At 37.8% G+C, this 25,998-nt stretch carries 30 protein-coding genes and 1 tRNA gene; 18 read left to right on the plus strand and 13 right to left on the minus strand.

The genetic code is table 11. The annotated features are described in order from the left end of the window. Positions 1-39: 39 nt before the first annotated feature. Positions 40-1,968: a 3-hydroxyacyl-CoA dehydrogenase/enoyl-CoA hydratase family protein gene (locus AMDU4_RS03885; protein ID WP_021786675.1), complete on the minus strand. Its 1,929-nt coding sequence runs from the start codon at positions 1,966-1,968 to the stop codon at positions 40-42. A 213-nt stretch (positions 1,969-2,181) separates the two neighbouring features. Between AMDU4_RS03885 and AMDU4_RS03890 the strand changes: the two genes are divergently transcribed. The 4 genes from AMDU4_RS03890 to AMDU4_RS03905 are packed head-to-tail and all read left to right on the plus strand — an operon-like array spanning position 2,182 to position 7,010. Beyond that, a complete protein-coding gene (locus tag AMDU4_RS03890) occupies positions 2,182-3,759 on the plus strand; it encodes a long-chain-fatty-acid--CoA ligase (protein WP_021786676.1) in 1,578 nt (525 codons plus the stop codon). A 6-nt stretch (positions 3,760-3,765) separates the two neighbouring features. Next, complete coding sequence (locus AMDU4_RS03895; protein WP_021786677.1) at positions 3,766-4,941, plus strand: acetyl-CoA C-acetyltransferase; 1,176 nt, start codon at positions 3,766-3,768, stop codon at positions 4,939-4,941. Next, positions 4,942-6,021: an acyl-CoA dehydrogenase family protein gene (locus AMDU4_RS03900; RefSeq protein ID WP_021786678.1), complete on the plus strand. Its 1,080-nt coding sequence runs from the start codon at positions 4,942-4,944 to the stop codon at positions 6,019-6,021. It abuts the gene before it with no gap. A 2-nt stretch (positions 6,022-6,023) separates the two neighbouring features. After that, positions 6,024-7,010 (plus strand): acyl-CoA dehydrogenase family protein, encoded by a 987-nt coding sequence (locus tag AMDU4_RS03905; RefSeq protein ID WP_021786679.1) that lies wholly within the window; start codon positions 6,024-6,026, stop codon positions 7,008-7,010. Between the two features lie 38 nt (positions 7,011-7,048). Here AMDU4_RS03905 and amrA read toward each other — a convergent pair whose 3' ends face one another. Further along, positions 7,049-7,603 carry an AmmeMemoRadiSam system protein A gene (gene amrA, locus AMDU4_RS03910; protein ID WP_021786680.1) on the minus strand — a complete coding sequence of 185 codons (555 nt, stop codon included), beginning with the start codon at positions 7,601-7,603 and terminating at the stop codon, positions 7,049-7,051. A gap of 71 nt (positions 7,604-7,674) precedes the next feature. Between amrA and AMDU4_RS03915 the strand changes: the two genes are divergently transcribed. Next, positions 7,675-8,490, plus strand: a complete 816-nt coding sequence (locus AMDU4_RS03915) for an MEMO1 family protein (RefSeq protein WP_021786681.1) — start codon at positions 7,675-7,677, stop codon at positions 8,488-8,490. A gap of 109 nt (positions 8,491-8,599) precedes the next feature. After that, the gene (gene amrS, locus AMDU4_RS03920; protein ID WP_394324940.1) at positions 8,600-9,607 is read left to right on the plus strand and encodes an AmmeMemoRadiSam system radical SAM enzyme; all 1,008 of its coding nucleotides are present in this window, start codon (positions 8,600-8,602) and stop codon (positions 9,605-9,607) included. Position 9,608: 1 nt separating this feature from the next. Here the strand turns inward: amrS and AMDU4_RS03925 are convergent, their stop codons facing one another. Beyond that, complete coding sequence (locus AMDU4_RS03925) at positions 9,609-9,848, minus strand: hypothetical protein (protein ID WP_021786683.1); 240 nt, start codon at positions 9,846-9,848, stop codon at positions 9,609-9,611. Positions 9,849-9,855: 7 nt separating this feature from the next. Continuing rightward, entirely contained in the window at positions 9,856-10,638 is a 783-nt protein-coding gene (locus AMDU4_RS03930) for a carbon-nitrogen hydrolase family protein (RefSeq protein WP_290704125.1), read from the minus strand. Between the two features lie 631 nt (positions 10,639-11,269). On the opposite strand from AMDU4_RS03930, the gene AMDU4_RS03935 reads away from it, so the two are divergent. From AMDU4_RS03935 to AMDU4_RS03945, 3 genes are all read left to right on the plus strand, one after another. After that, positions 11,270-11,770, plus strand: coding sequence for a hypothetical protein (locus AMDU4_RS03935; protein WP_021786685.1), 501 nt, complete (start codon positions 11,270-11,272; stop codon positions 11,768-11,770). A 439-nt stretch (positions 11,771-12,209) separates the two neighbouring features. Beyond that, on the plus strand, positions 12,210-12,539 hold the full coding sequence (locus tag AMDU4_RS03940) for a hypothetical protein (RefSeq protein WP_021786686.1): 330 nt from the start codon (positions 12,210-12,212) through the stop codon (positions 12,537-12,539). Between the two features lie 136 nt (positions 12,540-12,675). After that, positions 12,676-13,131: a hypothetical protein gene (locus AMDU4_RS03945; protein WP_021786687.1), complete on the plus strand. Its 456-nt coding sequence runs from the start codon at positions 12,676-12,678 to the stop codon at positions 13,129-13,131. A gap of 234 nt (positions 13,132-13,365) precedes the next feature. On the opposite strand, the gene AMDU4_RS03950 is transcribed toward AMDU4_RS03945, so the two are convergent. From AMDU4_RS03950 to AMDU4_RS03960, 3 genes are read right to left on the minus strand one after another with little or no spacing between them, the layout of a single operon-like run. Then, the gene (locus AMDU4_RS03950; protein ID WP_021786688.1) at positions 13,366-14,322 is read right to left on the minus strand and encodes an energy-coupling factor transporter transmembrane protein EcfT; all 957 of its coding nucleotides are present in this window, start codon (positions 14,320-14,322) and stop codon (positions 13,366-13,368) included. Next, entirely contained in the window at positions 14,319-15,905 is a 1,587-nt protein-coding gene (locus AMDU4_RS03955; RefSeq protein WP_021786689.1) for an ABC transporter ATP-binding protein, read from the minus strand. Before AMDU4_RS03955 ends, AMDU4_RS03950 begins: the two co-directional genes overlap by 4 nt. Next, positions 15,902-16,678: a hypothetical protein gene (locus AMDU4_RS03960; RefSeq protein ID WP_021786690.1), complete on the minus strand. Its 777-nt coding sequence runs from the start codon at positions 16,676-16,678 to the stop codon at positions 15,902-15,904. Before AMDU4_RS03960 ends, AMDU4_RS03955 begins: the two co-directional genes overlap by 4 nt. A 134-nt stretch (positions 16,679-16,812) precedes the next feature. Here AMDU4_RS03960 and AMDU4_RS03965 point away from each other — a divergent pair, with 134 nt between their 5' ends. The 4 genes from AMDU4_RS03965 to AMDU4_RS03980 all read left to right on the plus strand — a co-directional run bounded on the left by AMDU4_RS03965 (position 16,813) and on the right by AMDU4_RS03980 (position 21,616). Continuing rightward, positions 16,813-17,577 carry an HAD family hydrolase gene (locus AMDU4_RS03965; RefSeq protein ID WP_021786691.1) on the plus strand — a complete coding sequence of 255 codons (765 nt, stop codon included), beginning with the start codon at positions 16,813-16,815 and terminating at the stop codon, positions 17,575-17,577. An 11-nt stretch (positions 17,578-17,588) separates the two neighbouring features. Further along, positions 17,589-18,854, plus strand: coding sequence for an alkaline phosphatase family protein (locus tag AMDU4_RS03970; protein WP_290704128.1), 1,266 nt, complete (start codon positions 17,589-17,591; stop codon positions 18,852-18,854). A gap of 423 nt (positions 18,855-19,277) precedes the next feature. Beyond that, a complete protein-coding gene (locus tag AMDU4_RS03975) occupies positions 19,278-20,489 on the plus strand; it encodes an MFS transporter (RefSeq protein WP_021786694.1) in 1,212 nt (403 codons plus the stop codon). A 326-nt stretch (positions 20,490-20,815) separates the two neighbouring features. Beyond that, entirely contained in the window at positions 20,816-21,616 is an 801-nt protein-coding gene (locus tag AMDU4_RS03980) for a class I SAM-dependent methyltransferase (RefSeq protein WP_290704131.1), read from the plus strand. An 81-nt stretch (positions 21,617-21,697) separates the two neighbouring features. Here AMDU4_RS03980 and AMDU4_RS03985 read toward each other — a convergent pair whose 3' ends face one another. Both AMDU4_RS03985 and AMDU4_RS03990 read right to left on the minus strand, forming a co-directional pair. Continuing rightward, a complete protein-coding gene (locus tag AMDU4_RS03985; protein WP_021786696.1) occupies positions 21,698-21,964 on the minus strand; it encodes a hypothetical protein in 267 nt (88 codons plus the stop codon). After that, entirely contained in the window at positions 21,940-22,455 is a 516-nt protein-coding gene (locus AMDU4_RS03990) for an IS200/IS605 family accessory protein TnpB-related protein (RefSeq protein WP_306766117.1), read from the minus strand. The genes AMDU4_RS03985 and AMDU4_RS03990 overlap by 25 nt, the downstream gene beginning before the upstream one ends. A 191-nt stretch (positions 22,456-22,646) precedes the next feature. Here AMDU4_RS03990 and AMDU4_RS03995 point away from each other — a divergent pair, with 191 nt between their 5' ends. Further along, positions 22,647-22,862, plus strand: a complete 216-nt coding sequence (locus AMDU4_RS03995) for a type II toxin-antitoxin system HicB family antitoxin (RefSeq protein WP_021786698.1) — start codon at positions 22,647-22,649, stop codon at positions 22,860-22,862. An 87-nt stretch (positions 22,863-22,949) separates the two neighbouring features. After that, the gene (locus AMDU4_RS14060; RefSeq protein ID WP_342765601.1) at positions 22,950-23,075 is read left to right on the plus strand and encodes a type II toxin-antitoxin system HicA family toxin; all 126 of its coding nucleotides are present in this window, start codon (positions 22,950-22,952) and stop codon (positions 23,073-23,075) included. A gap of 69 nt (positions 23,076-23,144) precedes the next feature. Here the strand turns inward: AMDU4_RS14060 and AMDU4_RS04000 are convergent, their stop codons facing one another. Continuing rightward, positions 23,145-23,627 (minus strand): carboxymuconolactone decarboxylase family protein, encoded by a 483-nt coding sequence (locus AMDU4_RS04000; protein ID WP_290704134.1) that lies wholly within the window; start codon positions 23,625-23,627, stop codon positions 23,145-23,147. A gap of 264 nt (positions 23,628-23,891) precedes the next feature. Here AMDU4_RS04000 and AMDU4_RS04005 point away from each other — a divergent pair, with 264 nt between their 5' ends. The 3 genes from AMDU4_RS04005 (at position 23,892) to AMDU4_RS04015 (ending at position 24,960) form a co-directional block, all read left to right on the plus strand. Then, positions 23,892-24,173: an AbrB/MazE/SpoVT family DNA-binding domain-containing protein gene (locus AMDU4_RS04005; protein ID WP_021786700.1), complete on the plus strand. Its 282-nt coding sequence runs from the start codon at positions 23,892-23,894 to the stop codon at positions 24,171-24,173. Continuing rightward, the gene (locus AMDU4_RS04010) at positions 24,167-24,427 is read left to right on the plus strand and encodes a type II toxin-antitoxin system RelE/ParE family toxin (protein WP_021786701.1); all 261 of its coding nucleotides are present in this window, start codon (positions 24,167-24,169) and stop codon (positions 24,425-24,427) included. Before AMDU4_RS04005 ends, AMDU4_RS04010 begins: the two co-directional genes overlap by 7 nt. A gap of 110 nt (positions 24,428-24,537) precedes the next feature. Beyond that, the gene (locus AMDU4_RS04015) at positions 24,538-24,960 is read left to right on the plus strand and encodes a hypothetical protein (protein WP_021786702.1); all 423 of its coding nucleotides are present in this window, start codon (positions 24,538-24,540) and stop codon (positions 24,958-24,960) included. Between the two features lie 242 nt (positions 24,961-25,202). Here the strand turns inward: AMDU4_RS04015 and AMDU4_RS04020 are convergent, their stop codons facing one another. The 3 genes from AMDU4_RS04020 to AMDU4_RS04030 form a co-directional block, all read right to left on the minus strand. After that, the gene (locus tag AMDU4_RS04020; protein ID WP_021786703.1) at positions 25,203-25,385 is read right to left on the minus strand and encodes a hypothetical protein; all 183 of its coding nucleotides are present in this window, start codon (positions 25,383-25,385) and stop codon (positions 25,203-25,205) included. A 258-nt stretch (positions 25,386-25,643) separates the two neighbouring features. Next, the gene (locus tag AMDU4_RS04025) at positions 25,644-25,844 is read right to left on the minus strand and encodes a hypothetical protein (RefSeq protein ID WP_021786705.1); all 201 of its coding nucleotides are present in this window, start codon (positions 25,842-25,844) and stop codon (positions 25,644-25,646) included. A 26-nt stretch (positions 25,845-25,870) separates the two neighbouring features. Further along, positions 25,871-25,942 (minus strand) — tRNA-Val (locus AMDU4_RS04030). Positions 25,943-25,998: the final 56 nt, after the last annotated feature.

A 25,998-nucleotide genomic window follows, 5' to 3' on the forward strand; every position in this document is an offset into this window, starting at 1 on the left:
AGTTGTGTATCAAAAAATAAATATTAATTATTATTGGTATCAGTTTCCTTTGTAATCAGGTTTTCTTTTTTCAAGAAAAGCCTTAACACCCTCTTTCAGGTCATTCCCTGCATAGAGCATGCCCATTGATAATGCCTCTTCATCAAGGTTTATTGTGGCTGTATTGTATATAAGCCGTTTTGCCACATATACGGAAGCTGGTGATATCCTCTCTGAAAGGTCTTTAGCCAGTTTCATGGTATTTTCCTCCAGGTTATCTGAGAAAAGCCTTGTTACAATTCCGTATTCCTGTGCCTTTTCCCCGCTAATCCTCTCGCTGGTCAATATCATGTCCATTGCCCTTGAAATCCCTATAAGATTTGGCAATCTCTGGCTTCCGCCATATCCGGGTATGAGCCCCAATGATGTTTCAGGAAATCCTATTACAGAATCTGCTATTGATGTTCTTATATCACATGCAAGTGCCAGTTCAAAACCTCCTCCCAGGACGTATCCCTCCAGCTGTGCTATGAAAATCTTGTTCATTTTGGTGATCCTGTCGAATATGTTTTCTCCTGTGCTGGAAATTTTCATGAACATATATGGATTGCTTATGAACTGTGACAGGTCTGCACCTGCAGAGAAAGCCCTGTCATTTCCCCTTATTATAACAACGTTTACATTATTGGCCTCCTCTATGAGATCAAGTTGCCTGTCCACTGCCTTTAGAAGTTCAAAGCTCATAAGGTTGTTCTTTCCATTCATTAGTGTTATTATTCCAACCTTACCCTCTATCCTGTAACCAAGAATCTCTGATTTTTCTTCCTTTTTTATTTCATCGGGTTTTTTATTGAAAGCCTCCTTCATTTTATGCGTTTCTATGGTCTTTGAAGGTTTGAAAACTTCGAGGTTGTACTGTGTATAAAGCCTTTTCAATGTTTCAAGCACCTCGTCATTGCTGAGTCCATTTGCAACAGTTATTGGGCCAAATGGCCGATTAAGTCCATATTTGACTCCTGTTTCTATATCATCTGGGGAGGCAACACCATCCTCTATAAGCCTTGTAGCCTCATTAATCTCCAGGGCAAACATATCCATTAAATTAATTTTGTCACTTTCTTCAGCATCCGGGATAATGGCCTTTCCATTTTCCCATTTATATATCCCCGAACCTGTTTTCAAACCAAGATGCTTGGATTCTATGAAACTGTCAAATGCGTGGCATTTTCCGTAATCCGGAGATAATTCTTTTCCATAATATTTCAGTGAATCAACAACTGTGTCAAGCCCAACATAATCGAAAAGCTGATATGGTCCCATGGGTAGCCCCTGGGATTTGAAGTATTTGTCTATTGCCTCCGGTTTTGCTATTTTATTTCCATATGCAGTGCAGAGCAACAGCATCTCCGGTGCCGATATTCTGTTAACTACGAATCCCGCCTCATCTTTCAGGACTTTTATAGGTTTCTTGCCTATTTTTTCAGCAAGTTCATATATCTCGTCAACGTATTCACCGGAGGTTTTGTCTCCCTTTATTACCTCAACAAGCTTCATAAGTATCGGCGGGTTGAAGAAATGCATCCCTATAAACCTTTCAGGTTTCCTGATTTCCTCACCCATTTCAGTAATTCTTATGTTGGATGTGTTGGAAGCGATTATTTTCTCTGTATGTTGAGATATTTCCTTTAATACTTTTACCTTTATTTCATAAATCTCTGGCACAACCTCAATGGACAGATCGGCATCCTTTACTGCCTCCTCTATGTTATTGAAAAATTTTATATTCTCAATCGCTGCTTTCTTTCCATTTTCATCAATCTTTTTTGATGCAATAAGTTTATCCAGGCTGTTATCTATGCCAATTTTTGCTTTCTCAATGACTTCTGGGTAAAAATCCTCAAGATTAACCTTATAGCCATTTAATGCAAACACTTCAGCTATACTGTGTCCCATTATGCCAGCGCCTATTACCGCCACCTGTTTAATCATGCTATTATATATTTTTTAACTTTAAAGCCTTTTTCATTCAGAAAAATTATAGTGCGGAAAAGACAATATACATGATATAACCTTGAAAATAATAGAGTGTACAATACGTATTCTAAAATGGATTAGTTATCATTTCCATAGAAAACCATATGGTAACGGACAATGTTAATGTTATAATAATAAAGATTATAAATCAATAAATTATTATAACCCATGGCAGATTATAAGTTAACAATAAACAATTTACTTGATAGTGCTGTAAGAGCCAATGGAGATCAGAAGATTATCTATCATGATTTACAGTTGACCTATAAATCCTTTTCAAAGAATGTAAAGAATTTTGCAGCTAACCTGGTTAAAATAGGTGTCAAGCCTGGTGATAGAATAGCAGTCCTGGACTATGACACAATCAATTACATGTACTGTTATTATTCTATTCCTATGATAGGGGCAGTGATACATATGGTAAATATTAGATATCCACCAGAAGTTCTTTACTATACCATAGAAAATTCAGAGGACACTTATATTGTGGTAAATGCTGATTTCATGCCCTTACTGATGCAGTATAAAACCATGTTTGAATTTATAAAGGGATTCATTGTCTATTCGGAAAACGGGCATCAGGATTATGGAATGGACAATGTATATTTTGTTGACGACCTTTTGAAAGATGCTGAATATATTGACATGCCTCCAGATGAAAATGACATGGCTACGCTTTTCTACACATCCGGCACAACTGGACTGCCTAAGGGTGTATATTACAGCCATAAACAGCTTGTGCTCCACAGTCTTGCCACTGCTGTTGCACTTTCCGACGAACCCACATCACTCAGTAGAACTGCGGTAATGCTTCCACTGGTGCCTATGTTCCATGTACATGCATGGGGGATGCCATATTTCAGTATTATGAAGGGATTAAAATATATCCTTCCCGGAAAATACGAATGGGACAAAATACTGGAAACCATGGAAAAAGAACATGTAACAAATTCTGCAATGGTTCCTTCCATACTGTATCTCCTGCTTCAGGCAAAGAGAGGTCCTGAAATAATGGGAAAACTAAAACTTAGGGTAGTTATAGGAGGTGCGGCTCTGAACGAGGGTCTTGCCAAGACTGCTGAATCCATTGGGATGTCTCTTGTTACCGGATACGGAATGTCGGAAACAGGACCTATACTGACACTGGCAAATTATACCAATGATATAATAGCACTCAGTGATGAGAAAAAAGAAGAATACCGCAGAAAAACCGGTGTTCCGGTGCCTTTTGTAAATCTTCGTGTAGTTTTCCAGGGAAAGGATGTTGAAAAGAATAATAATGAAATCGGTGAAATAATAGTGCAGGCGCCATGGCTGACTGAAGGATATATAAAGGATCCAGAAAAGACTGCTAAATTATGGGTAGATGGCTGGCTACATACAGGAGACCTTGCAACCATGGATCAATATGGTTATATAAAAATAGTTGACAGAGAGAGCGATGCAGTCAAGTCCGGTGGAGAGTTTATACCTTCCATGGTTCTTGAGGATCTTATAAGCACTGTCCCCGGTGTCGGTGAGGTTGCAGTAACAAAAAAGAATGATGAAAAATGGGGGGAAAGGCCTGTAGCCTTTGTGAAGGGGACAGCCACCAAGGAGGCTATAATGAAGACGATGCAGAAATACGTAGATACCGGTAGAATAGCCAAATTCTGGCTTCCTGACGACTATATATTTGTTGACGAATTCGAAAAGACAGGAACTGGGAAAATTAATAAAATTGTACTCAGAAAAAAATTGGAGTGAAATATAATGGAAGATGTTTATATAGTTGATTACAGAAGAATACCATTTTCCAGAGCACGCCCGAGGGATCCGGAGAAGGATGTGTATAATGATTTGAGAATGGATAAAATGCTTTCAGAACTGATCAGGCAATCAGTAAAGGAAACCAAGATAAATCCGGCTGAAATTGAAGATGTCATAACTGGCTGTGCTTTTCAGGCAGGGGAAAACTGGACATATGGAGGCAGGCATCCGGTACTCCTTGCTGACCTTCCGGTTTCAGTGCCTGCAATGTCCATGGACAGGGCATGTTCATCATCGCTGAATGCCACCGGGATAGGCGCTCTGGAAATCATGGCGGGAAAAGCTGGGATAATACTGGCAGGTGGAATGGAGCATATGACCCATGTGCCTCTCGGTGTAGACAATCCTTTTGTTAAACCCAGTATGGAACTAATGGCCAGTCCAAAATATGCCAAATTCAATATGAATGTGTCTTATAATATGGGATTAACTGCAGAAAAATTAGCAAAATTAAGAAAAATTTCCAGGGATGAAATGGATGAATATTCATATAACTCCCATAAAAGGGCGGCAAAGGCGTATGAAGACGGATTCATGAAGGGAGAAATAATGCCTGTCACTGTGAATGGAAAGACAATAACTTCTGATCTGGGAATAAGAAAGGATGTTTCACTGGAACAGATAAAATCACTCAAACCTGCATTCAGCGAGGATGGCATAATAACGGCTGCAAATTCATCATCACTCAACGATGGTGCATCCCTCGTTATGCTGATGTCGGGGGAAAAATTAAAAGAATATGGCCTTAAGCCAATGGCAAGAATAGTTGATTTTGCCGCTGCAGGTGTTGATCCTACAATAATGGGTGAAGGACCCGTGCCGGCAACCCAGAAAGTCCTCAAAAGAAACAACCTGAAGCCTGAGGACATAGATTACTGGGAGATAAACGAGGCATTTGCCGTGGTAGTATTAAATGCTGTACATGCATTCAATCTGGATCTTAACCGTGTTAATATCCACGGAGGAGGCATATCAATAGGCCATCCTCTGGGTGCTACTGGAGCCAGATTAGCAGGTACGCTGGCAAGAACGCTGGAAGACAAGAAAGGAAACCTGGGAATAGCAACCTTATGTGTGGGCGGAGGACAGGGATACTCTATGCTACTGGAGCGTGTTTAAATGTTTGAAGAATATGATGAATACAGAAATAAGATCAGGGAATTTGCCCTGAAAGAATTTACGGAGGAGATGGCTGCAGAGTATGACAGAAAAGAGGAATATCCTGATGAGCTTAGGAAAAAATCTCTTTCCCTTGGAATAATAGACATGCAGAACCCGGCAAAGGTAATGATTGCCATAGAGGAACTCTGCAGGGTGGATGCCGGCCTTGGAATAGCAGTTACTACGCCATATTTTGGGAGTGAGGTCATAATGCTGTTCGGAAATGACAGGCAGAAAGAAATACTCCAAGATGTATATAAGGGAAAATACATACTGGGACTTGCTGTCACAGAGCCATCTGGTGGAAGCGATGTTGCAGGGCTGAAAACTACCGCCATGAAACAGGGCAATAAATACATCTTGAATGGCTCTAAAATGTTCATAACAAACGGCGCAATAGCCGATTACTTGGTCGTTTTGGCAAGGACATCAGAAGATCCAAATCCACACCATGGATTAAGCACATTTCTTGTAAATACAAAATCAAAAGGCTTCAATGCAAACAAACTTGTTGACAAACTGGGAGTGAGGGCCACAAACACCGCCGAATTACAGTTTAACAACATAGAACTAAATGAAGATGACCTTATAGGGGAGGAAGGCAAAGGCTTTTACTATATCATGATGTTTTTCAACATAAGCAGGATTTATGTTGCCGCACAGTCACTGGGCATAGCAATAGGCGCACTTGATAGAATTAAATCATACATAAAAGAGAATGATATTAAGGACGAAGATTCCATGTTCAGGCTTTCGGATGTGGGAACTCATATAGAGGCTACGAGGCAGATGACCTATAATGCAGCATCATATCTGTTTGAGTTTAAACCAAAGCCGGAGTTAACAAGCATGGCAAAGGCCTATGGAAGTGAAACTGCTGTATATGCCGCAGAATCTGCAATGGAAATGCTGGGAGACAAATCCTTATATGAGGATGTCCAGAGAATATTCAGGAATGCTAAAATAATGGAAATCTGGGAGGGAACCAGCGAAATAGAAAAACTTGTAATTGCAAGATATATATTAAAAGGTGAATAAATATGAAAGAGGAAAATAACATTCTGAAGGAAACCGTAGCTGAGTTCTGCGACAAAAATCTGGATGAAAAAAAGATTGAGTCAGAAGGAATAACCCACGGGATTACTGAATTACTTGCATCCCAGGGATTTCTGGGGGCAACCATACCTGGAAAATATTCCGGTTCTGAACTGGACAACACATCCTATGAAATCATACTTGAGGAGATTGCAAAAAATTCGCCTTCTGTAGCTATGAAAATTTTCATTTTAAATTCATTGTATTATCCTTCGGTAAAGGGAACTTCCGCAGAAACAACGCTGTCTGATGCTGCATCAGGCAAATTAAACGTTGCTGTGGATTTTATAAATAGGGCAAATGACATAAAGGAAAATGCCGGAAAACTTTCAGGAACACTGATAAATGTACTTGGATCAGATGCGGAAAAGATTATTTTGTTCAACGAAAACACATCAATAATCTCAGGTCCATTCGGATACTCAGACCGTGATTTCATGGGATTCCGCGGAATTAAATTCGGTGATATAACCCTGGATAACACTGCTACCGTTCTGGATAGCAAAAACAGGAAAGGCGAAATACTGGAAGCATCATATGGCCCATTGTCTGCAATTGCACTGGGAATGATATCTGGTGCCCTTCAAAAGGCAATAGATTATACCTCAGTGAGGAAAGCATTTGGAAATTATCTCAAGGATTTTGAACCCATATCATTCAGGCTTGCCCAATTCCGATCCACAGAGTCGGTTTTAAGAAGCGCCCTTTATGGAGAGGCCGACCCGTACTATGTTTTTAATTTAGCGATGGAATCCATAGTTGAGATTGCAAGATATTCCGTTAATGCCCATGGAGGATATGGTTATTTCCAGGATTTTGGTGTTGAGAAATTCTACCGTGATGCGATTGTAATGAAATCTATCTTCTATGGAAATCAGGAATTGAGGAAATTAGCAGAACACGTATACTCAGAAAAAATAAATTTTGTTTAAAATAATAAAAATTATAATATTTAACATTGCATTTAATCCTATTTTTCAGTAAATATTTTTGCTTCATATGCATAAATTTTTGAATATTTATAGCAGTCTCTTCCCATGCCAGCTTTCAGGCATGTTTCCATAATGAATTCTTCCATGTCCATCTTATTATCAAGTGCAACCTGTGGAAGGAGGGTCCCAGAATATATCCCGTTTTCCATATACAGCCCATACTTGCCGGACTTTTCCGTACGTATATCTTCATATTTAACATCTTTAAGTTCGCCAATAACTGTAACTTCTATTGTTAACCGGTTTAATTCCTCACTGCCTACAGGTTCAAACCGTGGATCACGGAATGCCGCATTCCAGGCTGCCTTTTCCACCGCAGACTTCAACGGCATTACAGGTCTGAGATACCCTATGCATCCCCTTAATGACTTATTTTCATTTATTGTTACAAATGCTCCAGCTTTTGTATAGAATTTTTCAGGAATTTTGTCCATGCCTGTATTACGTCCCATTATGCTGTTCCTGGCTATGTTGATAAGGATTTTCCCATCATCCTCGGTTAAACTTTCTATGAATATATCATTGTGCACCATATTTATATATAATTATAATTCAAACTTAAACTTTTATATAAACTTTATATAAATTATAGCAATACTTAAATATGGATAACACCAGGGAACCGTATGTATCGGGGGCGTTCTATCCCGATGACTATGAAAAGCTTAAGGAATATATAGAAGGCTATATGAATGCAGAGACACCGGATATTAAATACAAAAAGCTCATAGGGGCTATAGTTCCACATGCTGGATACATGTATTCCGGTCATACTGCAGCATATGCCTATAAACTCATTGAAAAGAATAAAAACAAGGACTTTCTTATAATAGGCCCGAACCATTCAGGATTTCCATCATATCCTGCTATTTACCGGAATGGTTACTGGAACACTCCTTTAGGCTATGCGAGGATAAATTCAGAGTTATCGGACAGGATGCTTTTAAAATCAGATATTATAAAGGATGACAAGGAAGCCCATATTATAGAACATTCCATAGAAGTCCAGCTACCTTTTCTACAGTATATATTCAAGGGAAATTTCACCTTTTCTCCTATAATTCTGGGAAATCAGGGGGCCGCTGTTGCAAGGAACATAGCAGAGACAATAGAAAGCCTGGAAGAAAAACCATTTGTTCTTATAAGTTCGGATTTTAACCATTACCTTCAGTATGATAAAAACAATGAACTTGACCAGATTTTGATAAATGATATAGAGGGGCTGCACATTTTGAAATATTATGAGGATATAAAAAAATACGGAATATCGGCCTGTGGTTTCGGGGCCATTGCAATACTCATGATAGTCACAAAACAAATGAAAGGAAAAATAGAGCTGTTAAACCACAGCAATTCAGGAGACTTCAGTAACGATAAAAAAAGAGTTGTTGGATATTCTGCAATGATAGCATATAAATAACATTTCCATTCCAGTTAGATAATGTCAGTATTCCCTGATCATTTCCATAATGGTGTTATGGTTAAAATCATTATACAAGATAATGTATAAATACACTTAATCACTTGTAATAAATGTGCAGGCTTCACTTTTTGAAAATATATCAGGACGTATAAAATGCACAGCGTGTGCAAGGTATTGTTTATTAAGAGACGGTCAGAGTGGTTTTTGTGGTGTAAGAACTGCAGAAAACGGGCATTTAAATCTTGATGTGTACAATTTTCCATATGCATTTAACATAGACCCTATAGAAAAGAAACCTCTCCTGCATATGTATCCAGGTTCTAGAATACTTTCATTTGGCACCTCTGGATGCAACTTTGCATGCAAATATTGCCAGAATTTTGAAATGAGCCAGAGGAAGAATGTTGTCGGCAAATATATGACACCTGAGGATATAGTAAAACTTGCAAGAAAAAGTAATGTAGATGGTATAGCGTTCACATATAACGAACCAACAATTTTCATGGAATTCGCCAGGGATATAGGTGTACTGGCACACAAATATGGCTTTTTTAACATATTCGTGACGAATGGATACGAAACTCCAGAATCCATGGCAATGGCTTCAGAATTCCTTGATGCAATTACCATTGATTTTAAGGGCAATGGAGAGGAAAAGTTCTATAACAGGTATATATCAATCCCTTCTCCACAACTAATATTCAGGACTATCAAAAATGCACTTGACTATGGAATACATACAGAAATAACAGATCTTATAATTCCCGAAATAGGTGATAACCTTGAAGAGGCAAAAAACATGATACAGAAAATAAAGGATATAGCTGGAGAGTATATCCCATTAAGCTTTCTCAGGTATCATCCTGATTATAAATTGAGTATTCCATCAACTCCATTTGTAACTCTAAAGAACCACTATGATCTGGCGAAATCCATTGGAATGAAATACGTCTATTTGGGAAATGTTCCTGAGGAACAATATGAGAATACCTATTGCCCTGCTTGTGGAAACTTACTGATAACCAGGCATATATTTGATTCCAGGGTAACCGGACTTAATAGCAATGGGAATTGCCTGAAATGTGGTTTCCAAACAGGTATAAGGATAAAATAATTTATTGCCTCATAATCCTTTTAACATTCAATGGAAGGTTCTTCTCTGTAATGTGTTTAGTGCTCAGCGCCTTATTTGCAATATATGCGTCTAAAAATTCATTACTGATATAATACACCAGAAGAAAATCAATTATAATTTCTTTATCCGGAAGTGCTTCGATTTTGCTAAACATATGGTCGCAGGATATTTTGGAAATGGCATACTTCGCTATTTCCCTTCTTAATATCACATATTTCATATTGAAATCAAAGTTTATAAATCTCAGGTCTTCTCTGTTTCAACACCGGCATCTTCTTTCTTACGGCCGCAAGCCTTTCCGGATCCACATATACATATACTACATCTTCCTCCTCTGCTGCTCTGCTCCTTATTGCACCTATGGGATCGGTAAACGTTGTTATCCCAGTAAATCCACCGCCTATCATATTCGATGTGGCGAGGTATACTGTATTTTCCAGTGCACGTGCGGATACTAGTGATAACCATTGCTCTTCTTTCATGGGCCCGGCAAACCATGCAGATATCAATATAACCATATCAGCATCGTTCAAAGAATAATTGCGGAATACCTCAGGGAATCTTATATCATAACATATTAGCATCCCGAAATTAATATTTCCAATTTTAGAAATTTTAAACGGGCCGTTGCCAATTGTATAAATATCGGATTCCTTGTAACCGAAGGCATCATATAAATGGGATTTTCTGTAATAATTTACAAGTTCCCCATTGTTTACAAATACGGCTGTGTCGTAATAGTTATGGTCATAAAGTTCATTTATCCCCGTTATTATCCCTATTTTGTTTACCTGGGAGATTTCCCGCAGTTTTTTTACATAATTACCGTTAAGAGGCTCAGAATTTTTGGCTATAACTTCCTTGTACTGTGAATAAAACATATAATATTCAGGAAATACTATTAAATCAGCTGAATTTGACGCTGCAATGCCTGCATAATACTCCACGTTTCTCAGGCTAATATCTTTGTCTGCCACAGGCCTCAACTGGGTAAGGGCTATTTTTATCATAATTATATATAATCTCCTGATATAAAAATAATGTGCAAATATTATCGCTTGAATCGATAATAACATCAGTTTTTGTTATAGTGTCGGAGAATCCAACCTTCATTTCCCTAAAGATTGGAGTTTTCTTGCCAAGATAACTCGTCGGAATGGATTGTCTTTCACTGACACAGTTCTATAGACATAAGAAATGGTCCTTGTGAATAGTGAAGGGAGATAATTAATGAAAATATCTGTTCAAAATTAATGTAAACGGATTTTCTATGAAATTTTTGGACAAAGGTACAACTTGCATCAACTCTCTTATTGAGCGCTGATATGTTTCAATTATGAGATTAATCCTTAACTCGGGTTATTATGCATAATATGTTTTAATATTTTTCTTGCAGTACTTTATCAGTTTGAACTACTCAGGAAGTACCTTCCTGATAATGTGATAGTTCGCTTTGCACGTATTAGGATTTTGAAAAGCGGTAAAGAATGGAATGTATCTAAGATACCTAAAAAACTAGGAATATAATAGATTCCATTGAGATACCTATTATGCAAATTGGAGAAGTTGGTATTTAAACGATATCTCCGGATTTCCGTGATTGTTATAAAAAGATTTAAATAGTAGTATTGTTTACAGCCTGTGCAACCAATCGGAAAAAGAAATAAAAAACCAGATATAATAATAGCAATTGTAATTATAGCTGTAGTTGTAATAGTGTTAATGCAATTCGTTGTATTACCTCTATTCCACAGTGGAGGTACGGCTAGTTATTCTGACACAGGTAAAATATTATCTGCAGGTTGTAAAATAACCCTCGCGGGATCTAATTATACTTTCATTAAATATACCTCAACATCATCATCGATTATAAATGGATCCATTGCTTCGACCAACGGCCTGTATTTTTACATCATGGATCCGAGCCAATATTCGACTTATGTGAATTCAAGTGCGTCATCCAGTCTGGATAGACCAAGTTATTACAATATCAGTATAGGCTCATCTTCCAGTTTTAGCACCCATATACCTCCAGGTACGTGGGATATTGTTCTTGAGAACCCTCATCTGAATTCATCAACTACTTTCACTGTCCATAAACTTACAGGCTATACTCTGGGCACCCAGACAATTTGCAGTTAATCAACAGAAACTCTGGGTTCCAGTTTTTATGGCGTTGGAAAATTTATCACAGGAAGTGAATACGGTCAATTACTATACATATGTGTACTGAATATATTTATGCGCCGGAAATAAGTTAAAGAATTATCATCTAGCAAAGAACATATCAGATGCAAAATATAAGGAGAGATGTAGCAGGTTTAGATTTGACTAATTTAGATATCTTTTCCAGAAAATTGGCACAGCGATTGCTGTCATTTCAGGGGTTTAAAACTCTAAACTGAAAGCGAAAAGACATATGAAAAAGATGAAAAAATATCGAAATGTGCACAGCTTCAATTATGATAATACAATGAAAGAATATAGGTCTTCAAGAAGGAGAATATCAGAAATTCTCCAATTTCAACTATTTGTTAACAATATGTTTAAATAGAAAGTTTTCAATGGTAAAGAGATAAATATGAAATACAAAGGTCTTCTTATATTAATTATAATTGTGGTTATAGCTTTGCTTGTATATGGACTTATACCAACCGTTTTGAACACCAGCCCATCTGCTATGAAAAGCAATAACTCTTATTACATCTCTGGGAAAGTAACAAATGATATAACCATAAATAACCACTCTGCATTTACTGTGGATGATCATGGAAAGTCTATTACTGTACTATACAATGGCACAGCACCAGTAAACTCTATTGTATTAGTTCATGGAACATATAACAGTGCTCTTTTCGGTGGCTATATAGACGCTAGTTCTGTAACACCATGGTATTACTCAATAAGTTAATAATTTTTTTTAACACCGTGAGCGAGAAGTCCCCTTCGTTAGTTGGGGAAGGATCTCACTAAACCTATTTGCTATAAGATCATCTTATAGAATACATTTATTTATATTGAAATTATAGGGCTTCCGTGAGTTAAATTTGGATAGGACTGAAAAAATTTTATGGGCCACTTCTGGAGTTGCATTTATACAAATAATGATAGGTTTTTATCTTTCACAGATAGAAAAGCCCATGGATTCTGTAGCCCTATTGATTCATATATCGCTGGGGATACTGCTTTTTATCTTGGCTATAGCATCATATACATACACTAAAGAAATAAAAAGGCTGAAAACCCTAGCCGCTGTAAATACATCACTAATTGCCATAACAGGACTTATTGGGATGGGCTTTATATCATTACGAGCCAGTACACTATATACAACCTACGCCTGTAAATCTATTAATCCAATAATTCATATTACCGGACGAGCCAGTACACTATATACAACCTACGCCCCATATCTTCATTTGGCACTTGCTATAGGCATAATTAGCAATTACGCGGTTATGCTGGGTATAAAAAGAACATTAGATTTAAAAGATAAATTATAAGAGAATTCAATTGGCTTACAAATCCAATTACTCCCTCCAAGGTATTGAGATCACCAATACTTATTTATGGAAAAATTGTGCATGGTTCATTGTGGAAAGTCTGGATAGTTCATTCAACCCACAGCCATAGTTAACTAAAAGAATTTTTTATAAAAAATTATTACTCTAAAATTTGAAAAAATTAAGAAAATTATAATATGTTATGGAATCCCAGTGAACAAACTGCCTAAATTGTCATGAATATGGTATGGCCCTTCCCAGTCCCATAATCACAGCTACTATGGTTATAAGCATAACAAGTGTCATAACAGCAAGCGCACTTTTGTCTACCGAACCAATGGTAATTGGGTACATGTTAGTTCTTTTGGGATATGCGCGGAAAGCCCTGGTATCGGCTGAAATAGCAGTATCCTTAGCTCCCCTGACCAGGAATACAATAACTGGGACTATGGCATAAATTGCACCTTTCAGCATATAAAATGGCCTAAATATTTTGGGAGCAGTTGAACCCAAACCTCTCATAAACTGAATTTTTACGGATGTATCAATGTATTCAAATATTCTGGGGATAGTTCTCATAGCTACAACAAGGGAAAATGTGATAGAAATAGGAATTCCAACTTTGTTGAGAGCTCTTAGTACCTGTGAAGGAGTGCTAGTCATGACTAGAACAAGGCTTATAAGGGAAACTGCAGTAAACCTCATTGAAATTTGGAATCCATATATTAGACCCTGCATAGTTAGTTCCGGCTGGTATCCCATTACCGTAAAATATGACGGCCATGCCCATATTCCTGTAAGTGCAGTGACATGGAATGCCTGCTGTAGAATTGTATATGGTGTGTATGGTGCAAAGGCCCATGTCGTTCCGATGATCGTAATCATTGTGAGGAAAAATCCAGTAATGAATTTTCTTTTTCCGTCCTTCAAGGTGAAATATGTTAGAAGAATAACAGCTGTCATTATTGCTCCAATCCACCATATTGTCACTGCCGCCACAATCGTAACTACAAGACCCAACATTATTTTTATGGATGGATTCATGCGATAATAAAATGTATGAAAACTTTCAAATCTAGTAATTCTCATAAACCCAGTAAGGCCTATTACCCTCAATACAATTAATATGGGAAATGCCGCCCCAAAGAAGAAAAGGAGCCAGCTAATCACGTTAACAATTAACCAATTCATTTTAATCCCTCCCTTAGCAGAAAATCAGATGGAGGTATAACAGAAAATTTTCCCGATTCACGAAAGACCTTCTCCGGTACACCTTCAAGCACTTTTTCTCCATGGTCGAAAACAACAACACGATCGGCATATTTGTATACAAAACGTGAATCATGAGTTACAATAAGTATAGAATATCCAAGGTCTTTAAGCCTCTTAAGTTCTTTGCCAAGAATTTCCTTGTGGAAATAATCCTGTCCAGATGTTGGTTCATCAAGCATCAGAACTTTAACACCTGATGCAATAGCCGATGCCATTGCCACCCTTCTTCTCTGTCCCAGGCTCAGCCCCAGTGGGTCACGATATCTATAATCTAATAGGGAAAACAATTCCATTATCTCATCAACCCGTTTTTTATATTCACTGATTTTTCTCTTCTTGATTGAATAAGCGACTTCAGTCTCCACTGATTTATTTATAAGCGTCAGGTCAAAGTTCTGTGGAACGAAAGCTATCTCGCGCCCCCGGTCCATTATGTGTTCTTTGCTTATGTCCTTTCCAGCAAGCACCACATTAATTTCCGATTTTAAATCAATCTCAAGAAATCCCATAATTCCCTTAAGAAACGTGGATTTGCCGGCTCCATTCCTTCCCATAAGCGCTAATATATGTGATTCTTGAAGATCTATACTTGCTTTTACCAGTTCTGTGCCATTAGGGGCTGTTACACGCACAGAGGTTTTCATTAGTGTGTTAGATTCAGGCGATCTAGATGGTGCAGTGGGAATTGCTTTGATCTCCAGTAATTTTTCACGGATTGATTCAAGATCTTCTAAATCTATCCCGTATTTTCTTGCGTAGATAAAGTGAATTGGAACCTCAATCCCAACTTCCTGCATCTCATCAATATGGTGGATTAAGTCATGGCTACTTATGTCAAGGAAAATCTTTCCATCGTTAACCACTATAATACGATTAACAAAAGGTAGCACTCTTTCAACTTTATGTTCTACAACAATTAGTGTCTTTTCTTCCTTGAGTTGTTCCAGAATGTCAAAAACCCTGGCAGTTCCCTCTGGATCGATGTTAGAAGTTGGTTCATCGAGTATAAGCAATTTTGGCCTCATTGAGAGGACACCTGCTATTGCCACTCTCTGCATCTCCCCACCTGACAATGTGTAAGTTTCTCTATCTTTTATTTCAGATATGCCGGTAGTTTTCATGGATTCGTCTACTCTGGAAACTATCTCCTCAGGAGCTAGGCAAAGGTTTTCAGGCCCAAAAGCAACTTCTTCTTCCACCCCGTAGTTCATTACCTGTGTTTCAGGATTCTGAAGAACTATACCGACCTCAGATGAAAGCTTTGCAAGTGATGTTTCTGCTACATCATTACCATAAACCTTAACGCTTCCTTCTAATTCACCATGAGTTATATGAGGTATTATTCCCGTGATACAATTTACAAGTGTTGATTTGCCCCCTCCAGATCGCCCAGTTATAAGTACTGTTTCGCCATCTTCTATAGTAAGATTCTCCACTTCAATAGAGGGCTCTTCGTTTCCTAAATAAGAAAATTTTAGGTTATGTATTTCGACCGCTTTCATTGACCCACCGCTTTAACTATCCTTAGTGTGATAACCCCCCCAATAGCTCCTAATATTATTGCAGATGGGATAAATGCCAGGATACCAAAAATTATTTTCTGCCAATCAACCACGCCGCCATATAGAAATGGAGCTATAAATCCACTGTAGAAAAGAGGTTCTGGAACTGCCCAGAAAACTCCAATTGCCAGGCCCTCTATAGCCGCGAGGTAAACTCCAGGAATTTTTGATAGATAGTGTGATGAGGAGGAATTTTTACTTGCATCAGTTTTACTTTTGTCTACCGCAGATTTTCTTGGTGGTGATCTTATTCCAAAGAGGTTCTTTCCTGCAATAGCTATGACTATATCCATCATTAGACCATAAGTTAGCATCTCGTACATGAAGTACATCGGTTCTCCACTGAAACCATAGCTAATCAGGTCACTCAAAAGGTTGAATATAAACATCGAAACCATTCCAACCCCGACTTTTCTTACAAGCCCTGCCACTATTAGTAGTGCTATGAGCCTACCCATATATCCTACTCCGAAGAAGGGATTTGAGGGAATAAATTTCCCTAGGAAAGCACCAATATAGAATTCCCAGACAACGGCGAAGGCAGCACCAATACCTATATAAATAAGATCAACAGTTGTAAACTTAGCTAATCCGCCGCTCTTTTTTCCCCAAAGGAAAACAAAAATCAATCCAGCACCAAAAAATAACACAACCAGTTCCCACGGGATTTCTCCCGGGGCATTCAATACTCCAGATATTCCATTGAAACCCATTTTTTCTCAATTGATTATAAATTTAACTATATATATATTTTTGGCAAATATATTATATAGATATATATATGTATAATTAGGACTATGTTCTATATAGACAAAACATTAAATAAATATGTTACTGTTCTCAATATATGAATTTTGAAGACGAAACTTCAAGTAGCGAGTTAGTCCCGAATATAACGGATCTACATGCCCTGTTTATTGACATGGATGATACTCTTGTAAGCTACAGGGAACCAGTCCGTGCAAGCCTTAATGCTGTCAGGGAGACAATTTCAGAGCTCAATGAAACAGATGTGGAGCAATTGGTGAAAGATTTCATGGAATTACTTTCCGAAAGCATGCCACATTTAATCAACAAAGAGATTTCATACAGAGATGATGTTAGAGTAAGAATGAAAAAAATCCTAGACCGGCATGGCCATAACACAACTGAAGATGAGATAGTACAGTTAGATAAATTATACTGGAAAACCTTTTGGAAAAATAGAAAGCTTTTGCCTGAGGCGATTGATCTCCTCAAATTATGCAACAACCTCCATATACCGGTAGCTATTATTTCAAATGGAAATCCAGAAATGCAGCGCAAAACAATGTCCCGTTTAAAACTTCATAATTACGTGAACATTGTTCTTACTCCAGGGAATGTTGATGAAATGAAGCCAAACAATACCCTCTTTGATAGGGCGATGAAGATCCTGGGGGTGAATCCAGAAAAGATTATCATGGTGGGAAATTCTTTTTCACGTGATGTAATCGGAGCCGTAAATGCTGGGATTATTCCCGTTTGGCTCAACAGTTTAGGTAAAGAAAAACCAGAAGATGTAAATGTTGTTGAAATCACATCTTTTACAGAACTTCTGGAAAGGCTCCAGTTAGGAGGCGATATACAGTGAAAAATATTCTAATGGAAGACTTTAACGGAGTGATTGATGGATATAGATGGAACAGTTACAAGGATCTGCTGAAACCAGCTTTTGGAAATGGGTGTATTGCTGACATACCAGGGCAGATACTGGCAAATTTTGGTATTAGTACAGGGCAAGAGACAAAAAATCATAGGAGTTTGATGGAAGGAAAACATGATCATTTTATATTTTTGCTACTTGATGGGTTTGGTTTTTCCACAATTAAGTACTCATTGAAGAAACACAGCATGAAGCATCTTAATAACTTTGCCGATAATTCAGGAGTGAAATTGATAACCAGTGTTTTTCCATCGACCACATCAACTGCCACCGTTTCATATCATACAAACATGCACCCGGTTGAGCACCGGATAGTGGGATATACCTCATATATTCCAGAAGCAGGCACCGTGTGCAACATGATCTCATTGACGCCGCTTGGGCAAAAGGAACATTGCCTTCTGGATAATGGTTATGAGATGCCGTGGATCGAACATCACGGAACCATCTACAATAAACTCCAGGAAAATGACGTTGATTCTGTTTTTTATTTACCATATGCAATTAGAAATAGCGGTCTCACAAGAATTACCGGAAATGGCGCAAAAATTTCACCATATTATTCGGTTTCTCAAATGCTTACATCTCTCAGGCGGGATCTGTCATCAGCGAAGGGGAGAACATTTCATTTTTGCTACATTCCCACTATAGATACTATATCGCACAAGATCGGACCCTATACACAGGACACTGCCCTGGAAATAGAATCTATTTTCATGCTGCTTGAAGAACAGCTGATAAAAGCATCTGATCTCCCTGAAGATACATTCATCTCAATATCTGCAGATCATGGACATACAGTTCCTGAGGAAGGCCAGAAAATAGACCTTTCAGTTGATCGAAAATTAAAGTCCTTCCTGAATACACCTGTCGTAGGAGATCCAAGAGCATCCGTTCTAAGGGTAAAAGATGGGATGATAGAAACTACAATGGATTATCTAACCGAAAAATATGAAAAATATTTTATTCCAGTTCTGAGTAAACAAATGCTGGCAGAAGGATTTTTTGGAACTCCAAAAAGTGTGAATGGAGACACAAGCTTTCTGGGAGACATTATATTAATTTCAAGAAATTCTACCAGTATTTTTGATTCTTCATTAAAACTTATTGACCCAGGAAATCAGGCCAATACTTTGATAGGCATGCATGGAGGGTTGAGCTGTGACGAAATGCTTGTACCTTTTTTTGCCCGGGAAATTTCATAAAAGTTAAATGAAATTTAAAGTTGGCCTGGAGATATACAGTTACCTATAAGTAACCTTATGGAACGTGCAACAGGGTTTGAGAAGATTTCATCCTAGCTATTTATTTTCGTATTTATGAAATACTCAGTTATTCTTGATAATGAAGGGTATGGCATATATGTGCCAGTGTTAACTGTTGGATATCTGACTATTCAGGGCTTCATTGATAAACATTTAAAAGGTACTATAGGAAGGAAACACAGAATAAATTAGATTTCCGGTTATTATATCCCTGTTGATGTTATAGCGCACTAAGTTCCCTGAAAGAATTAGGCCTGATTCCCCTGTAAAACAAAAAGATATATAATATCCTTAGAGTTCTGAACTGTTTTGGAAAGGAAATTCCAGCAAAAAACTTTATATGATTTTCCCCTATTTGTTTAAATGGCCAGTCTTCTGCATAACCGAAGATTCATTCTTTATAATTCCAAAAATTCCTTTGTGAATATTGGTTATAACCTATACCAAATTACAATTCCATTTTTCTCATTCATCTACTTCCACAGTATAGTGTTCACAGGAATCATTCTGTTCGTTGAATACGGCATATATACGTTAACATTCCTTTCGGGCCCGATTGTGGATAAAGTGGAGGATAGAAGATATATAATGTTTCTTTCTGAGATTGTTATTGGCATATCAGCGCTCATTCTTGCTCTGCTTATACACATAGGGAGGCTAAACGAATACATATTTATTGCAATTGTTGCATTTATGGCCATCGGACACGATATAATGTGGACTGCCGACTGGACTGTGATTCCAATTATAGTGGATAAAGAAGATCTTCCCAGGGCAAATGGCTATTCAAATGCAATCGGAAATGCCAGTTCCACTGTGGGTTTTGTGCTTGGAGGCTTTCTCATAATAGTATTCAACGCATTTTTTTCTATGGTACTCTATTCGCTCTGTTTGTTTGCGGGATCATTTCTCACATTAGTCATGCCCATAGCGCTCACGAAGGGAGAGAGAAAAATGCGAGACGGGTTAATTAGTGGCTGGAGATACGTGTTTAAAGGCAATTCAAACCTTTTAATTCTCTCTATTATAATATCCATTTTCTCGTTCTTTTCCCTGCTCCCTGTGTTGGGAATAACTTACATATTTGCATCCAGTTCTAGCCTATATTATTCTCTCATGTTTTCATTATTTTATGTGGGTGCTATGTTCTCTGGTATAGCAATTGGAAAATATTTTCCCTTAAGATTTGTGGGAAAGGCCATGTTTGGTTCTCTCGCTGTGATGGGTATTCTTCTAGTCGCTGCTGTTGTTTTAAGCTCTTTGATTATACTGGATACACTTTTCTGGTTCTTAATTGGATTCTTCTCTTCTTCATACTATACAATTTATAGAATTTATCTCAAAATTGTAACACCGAAAGAGATTATTGGCAGGACAGCATCAAACTTATATACTTTTCGGGGTATTGCCACCGTTCTTGGATCAGTATTTTTCCCAATCCTGTTCCTGGCTTATGGTATACATTCTGTTTTCATAATTTCTGGCATTCTCATTACAATTTTCAGCATAGTTTTTCCAATTATAATCCCGTCAATAATGCAGTTATCTGCAACGACAACAGTACAGAATGCCTAAAGGCATATCCCAAGGATAGAGTCTATCCTACAAATATGAGAGGACAATCCAAGCATGTTTAAACCTTTAAACGAATCCTACCCATAGTTAATGGGCATAAATCCCTTAAACTATTCAAGAAATTTCAGTAAGTTTAATAAAGAAAAGGAAATTAAAAAGCGTATATCGCATGGGAAAGTTAGAAGATATAGAAATAACAGATTTAATAGAACAAATATTTACAGAAAAACGAGAAATATTTCAAGATGATTCCTGACATTCTCAAGAAGAATCCTATGACGCAGCGAATTTGGCTATATACCTCTCACCTGCTGGAGGGATACAAAATGAACTTGGATGATGCAGACAAACGACTCTTATTCGACACAATAGCCGAAATTTACGATTTAGTTAGACCACGGTATCCCAGGTCATTGATTGATGATTTGGAAGAAGCATGCCATCTTGAAGGATCCGGTAAAATTCTTGAAATCGGGCCTGGAACTGGACAGCTAACAAAGAGTTTGGCTGAGAGAGGGCTTAATATTGATTGCGTTGAGATTGGGTCAAAACTTGCAGGAATAGCAAGATCCAGACTTTCTGAATTTCCCAACATCAGGATCAAAATCGGAAACTTCGAGAAGATGAAATACAAAGCAAATTACTATGACCTTGCAGTTTTTGGCACTTCTTTCAAGTGGGTCGATCCAAAAAAACGCGTTCCTAGAGTTGCTCGTCTCTTACACGAGGACGGCTATCTAGTATTAATTGAAACCCATCATATAAACGGTGGTACAAAGCAGTTTTTTATAGATAGTCAAACTTGTTATAAACTCTATGACCCAAACACCTCAGATACTTTCCAACTTCCAGACCCTACTGAAGTTATCACACGAAAATACGAGGAAGAGACGAAAAAATGTTTCAGTACAGTACTTTCAAGGGTTTATGAGCAGGAAGTTCAGTACTCAACTGCAGAATACCAGAAGCTGTTGAGAACCTATTCCGATGTTTTAGCAATGAATGAAAAAAGTCGTAAAGCATTTCTAGATTGTATAGCTGAAATCATTGAATCGAAATATGCTGGATATATCAAAAAGAGATATCTATTTGAGTTATTTGTTGCTAAGCAAAAGACCTCTCCATGAGTCTGCGAATTTCCACATAATTGTTACTACCAATGTATCAATTCAGTATTGGTTATTCCGTTCTCAAAACTTTGTGCATTGTTATGCACCTGTCCTGTTCGTAGTGTAGGCAGTCTCAGTCGAACCTGCTTCAGAAATCTCAGGTTTATTTCTGATGTGCAGGTATTCATCCTTCATGGACTGCCAAGAGGCCGACGCACTCACGGGGAACGGATCTCCGCAAAGATCGATACCACGCAGTGTTATAGCCATTGAGGCCAGCCTGTTCCTGCCGTAGTTCCGATCACAGTTGTTGCATCTGGATATCTTCCACGCAGGGTGCTTTACATTTTCACCGCATATGGCCATCTGTTCAGATGTGTCCTGAACTTCTCCCCCTTATCCTCGCCACTTTTTCTTATGCCTTTCATATCCTCGAGGACAAAGGAGGTATCAGGATGTTCTCTCACTATTGTGGTGGACTGTTTGTGCATTGCATCCTTTATCCTTCTTCTCTGTCTTCCCCTGGCCTGCTTCAGCTTCTTGGTGCGCTTCTGTGGGTTCTTTACATGCTTCTGCAATTTCTGAATCTGCCTGTCCAGATCGGCTTTCTGATCATGTGAGGATACCCTTGCATAGATGAAAGACATCCTGTTATTTTTTATGCCGGGTATACGATTGATCTCGCTCTCAGGCACACGCCGGAAGTTGTTTGAGAGCCTGACACACCTGATCTTGCCTTCCCTGTCCCACTTCCTGAGTGTGTTCGGATTGAGTTGGAGTATTTTACAGGCATTCCTTATGGTATAGAGTTTCCCATGATACTTATGAAAACATATTACAAATATATATGATACTATTCATTAACTATCAGAATTCTTTAATCCCGACAAGGTTCAATGTTACTCTACCAACTCTATTTTATGCCTTGAGATTTCGACCGTCAATGGACGCGACCGGACGCGTTCAATATATTGAAATTATTCAATTTCGTTTCTGATGACAGCAAATAATCCGAAAGGTTTATAAAGAGAATTCTACTTTAAAACACATGAGATTTACCGTAGTCTTGGAAAAAGATGAGGATAACATATATGTGGCTACAGTTCCTGCTTTGCCAGGATGCATATCAGATGGCCGAACAGTTGAGGAGGCCATGTCAAACATAAAGGAGGCAATACAGGGGTATATAGATGACATGAAATCAGACGGAGAGCCCATCCCCCATGACATCGACATCATTGGAAACGTTGAACTGAATGCCTAAACTCCCCTCTATTTCTGGAATGGACACTGTTAAAGCCATTTCCAAAATTGGATTTGTATTAAAAGGCAAGTAGGAAGCCATATGGTAATGAAACGGGAATCAGATGGCAGAAGAGTGACGATACCTAATCATGACGAATTGCCAAAGGGCACGCTAAGAGCAATAATCCGGCAGTGTGATCTTACTGTAGAGGAATTTATCAAGTTGTTATAAATTATGTTAAGATCCTCTGAATGCAAAAATCCATAATTCAAAACATTTGGGTAATAATTGGTGTATTAACTAATTCTTGCCATTGCCCTTATCTTTCTTCCTTTTTGATACATATTCTCCAGGGATCATCTGAAATGCAATGTTGGCTCTATTCCATGAATTTATAGATATTATAGCTCCGGTCAATTCTACAAGTTCAGTTTCATTGAATTCTTTACTGACTTCCTTGAAAAGTTCGTCACTTAGGTTGCCTTCAGAAATCAGAGTAACTGCCTCTGTCCATTTGAGTGCCATTTTTTCACGGTTAGTGAACTGGGGGGATTCCTGCCATGCGTTTAAAAGAAATATCCTCTGAGAAGATTCACCAGATGCAATAGCATCCTTGGTATGCATATCAAGGCACCATGCGCAACCATTTATTTGGGATGCTCTTATTTCTATTAGATCTATAAGGCTTTGTTCAAGGCTACTTTTACCCAGATACCTTGAAAAACCAAGCATTGTTTCATATAGCTCTGGAGACACCGATTTATAGTTAATCCTTCTAAACATGAAATCCATTAAATTATTATTCATTCCTATAATAACATTTTGACAAGAAATTACACAAAATTTGTGATGCCACTCTCAGTGAACTTCAACATGCTATGAATTTAGAATGTTACACTCCTTCGGTGAATTATAATCTTGTGGACCTTTTCATAGCAATAAAAATATCAACCTCCATTGAATGAAGTAAAAAGGTAAAAATTGAGAATAGATGACATTACCTTCATTGGTGGACATATTTAAATATAAGTAAGAAATTCTTACATAATGACTGATGATGAGTTTGAAACGGAATTCACTAAAACAAGTTCAAAGGGACAAATAGTGATCCCTTCAAAGATACGAAAGAAGCTTAATATTGGTAGCGGGAGCCTGCTCGCGGTCACCGCACAAGATGACTTGATTATATTGAAAAAAGTGAGTTCTAATATATCTTCTAAAGATATGATGACACTCAAACTTATTGAGGAAGCATGGGAGGACATCGATAAAGGAAAATACAAAGTCCGTTCAAAAAACGAATTCTTCAAAGAGTTCAGAGAATGGTAATACGCATAGACGAAATCGTCTACACGTCTAAATTCGAACATGATGTGAAGAGGATAAAGGATAAAAGTGTGAAAGATAGGTTAGAGAAAAACATAAGGAAAATTGTAGAGAATCCAGAAATTGGAAAGCCTCTCAGTTATGTGCTCAATGGAGAAAGAACCGTTAGAATACCGCCATTTGGACTTATTTATGCAATAAATGAAAACACTCTAATTCTTTTACGGTTTGAGAACAGGAGCAGGGTCTATGATTAAAGGGAATTTAGAAGAGTATGAATGTTAAGGTATTTTCTGGTTTGGAAGTTGAATTTGAGAGTTGCAGAGCAACTTTGATCGCTGGTCGCCCTTGTAGTTTGTGAATAAATGTGAAGAGAATTAATGAGCGCTACTCAAATTGGGCGTTTTTGCAGACATATGAAGAAGTATATGAGGATGGCAATATTAACGGACCAATCCTAGACAACGATAAGAATAATCAGTATAACGTCCCTTTCTATTCTGCAAACCAATTGAAACCATGGTCAGGTAGATACTCAGACGCACTTTTGGACAACATTCCTGCTGTTGGAAGTCTTTTAATTTATACTTCCCTTTGTGAAGACAATTTGAATAGACAACCAACTGATGCTTCTAAATGGAACTACAAAATGCTTTGCAATGTCAAATGGGGGTTTAATAAATCAAAATTGAAACCTATTTGCATAAACCTAGTGGAACTTCAAAACAGTATAATGAGGCAGAAGTTAAAACCAGTTTACGTTACATTTCCAGGTATTTCTATAAGTTAAGGTTCTGTCCCATTTTCACATTTAGATTTAGCATAAATGGCAGTCCAACATCTTGATGAAAGCAGGGAAAGGTTTTTCTGGCTTAGGCTCCATCTTTTGAACTGGAGAGGGTAGCAGATACTACTGATGCTACTTGCAAGGGGGTTGATCTGTGGTCATAACCCCAATCTGCTTAGGGTTTTTCCACATATGGAAAATTTCAAAAGAATCGACTATTTTAACATTATTGAAATAAATATATATCATTCAAAGGATAATGTCCTGTCTATTGTGCCATAATACTCAAGAGCCCAACTACTATCCTCAGAATCTGAGTTAAACGATAAACTTTCCACAGAAAGAGGGTCAGAGAATTCAATGTTAACTCTTTCAATTCCCGTTATCCTTCCACCGCTAAGTTTTTCCCACATAACAGTTTGCTTCATCCTTTATCTCCGTAACAGAATCTTCTCAATCTCACTTACTTACATTATGATCTCTTTCCCATCTGTACCTAGCCCTTATGGATGCCAGAATACCGATTATACACAATACAATGACTCCGGTGGTAATATACAGTGGATATATTGGTCCAACCAAGAAATCTACGCCAGAAAGTATAGTTATCAATGCAATTAAGTAATAGATCAAAACAGCAGTTGCAATAATAAGAAGAGGAATGTTTATTTTGTTCGAAAGTGGAGTCAATTCAACCGCCCTCCGAAAATCTCCTCAATTTCCTTAAACTTCTCAGTAGCCCTCTTTCCATTTTCTGTAAATAAAATCACATTCTTACCTGGATAACTTCGTGAATCAATCCTGCCAATTGCTAAACTCATGCCTTTGAGCAGATTTGGGGATGTTCCTCCCTGATGAATGGATAGATTCTGATTTTTATTAATCATGTTAATATTCACCTATATACTGAAAATGGGCCCGACCGGATTCGGACCGGTGACCTTCTCCGTGTCAGGGAGACATCATACCACTAGACTACGAGCCCTCTTAGGTTGATTTTGAGATGATATATAATTTTTTACTTTATGAATATTAGAATAG

Source organism: Ferroplasma sp. Type II, assembly GCF_000496155.1.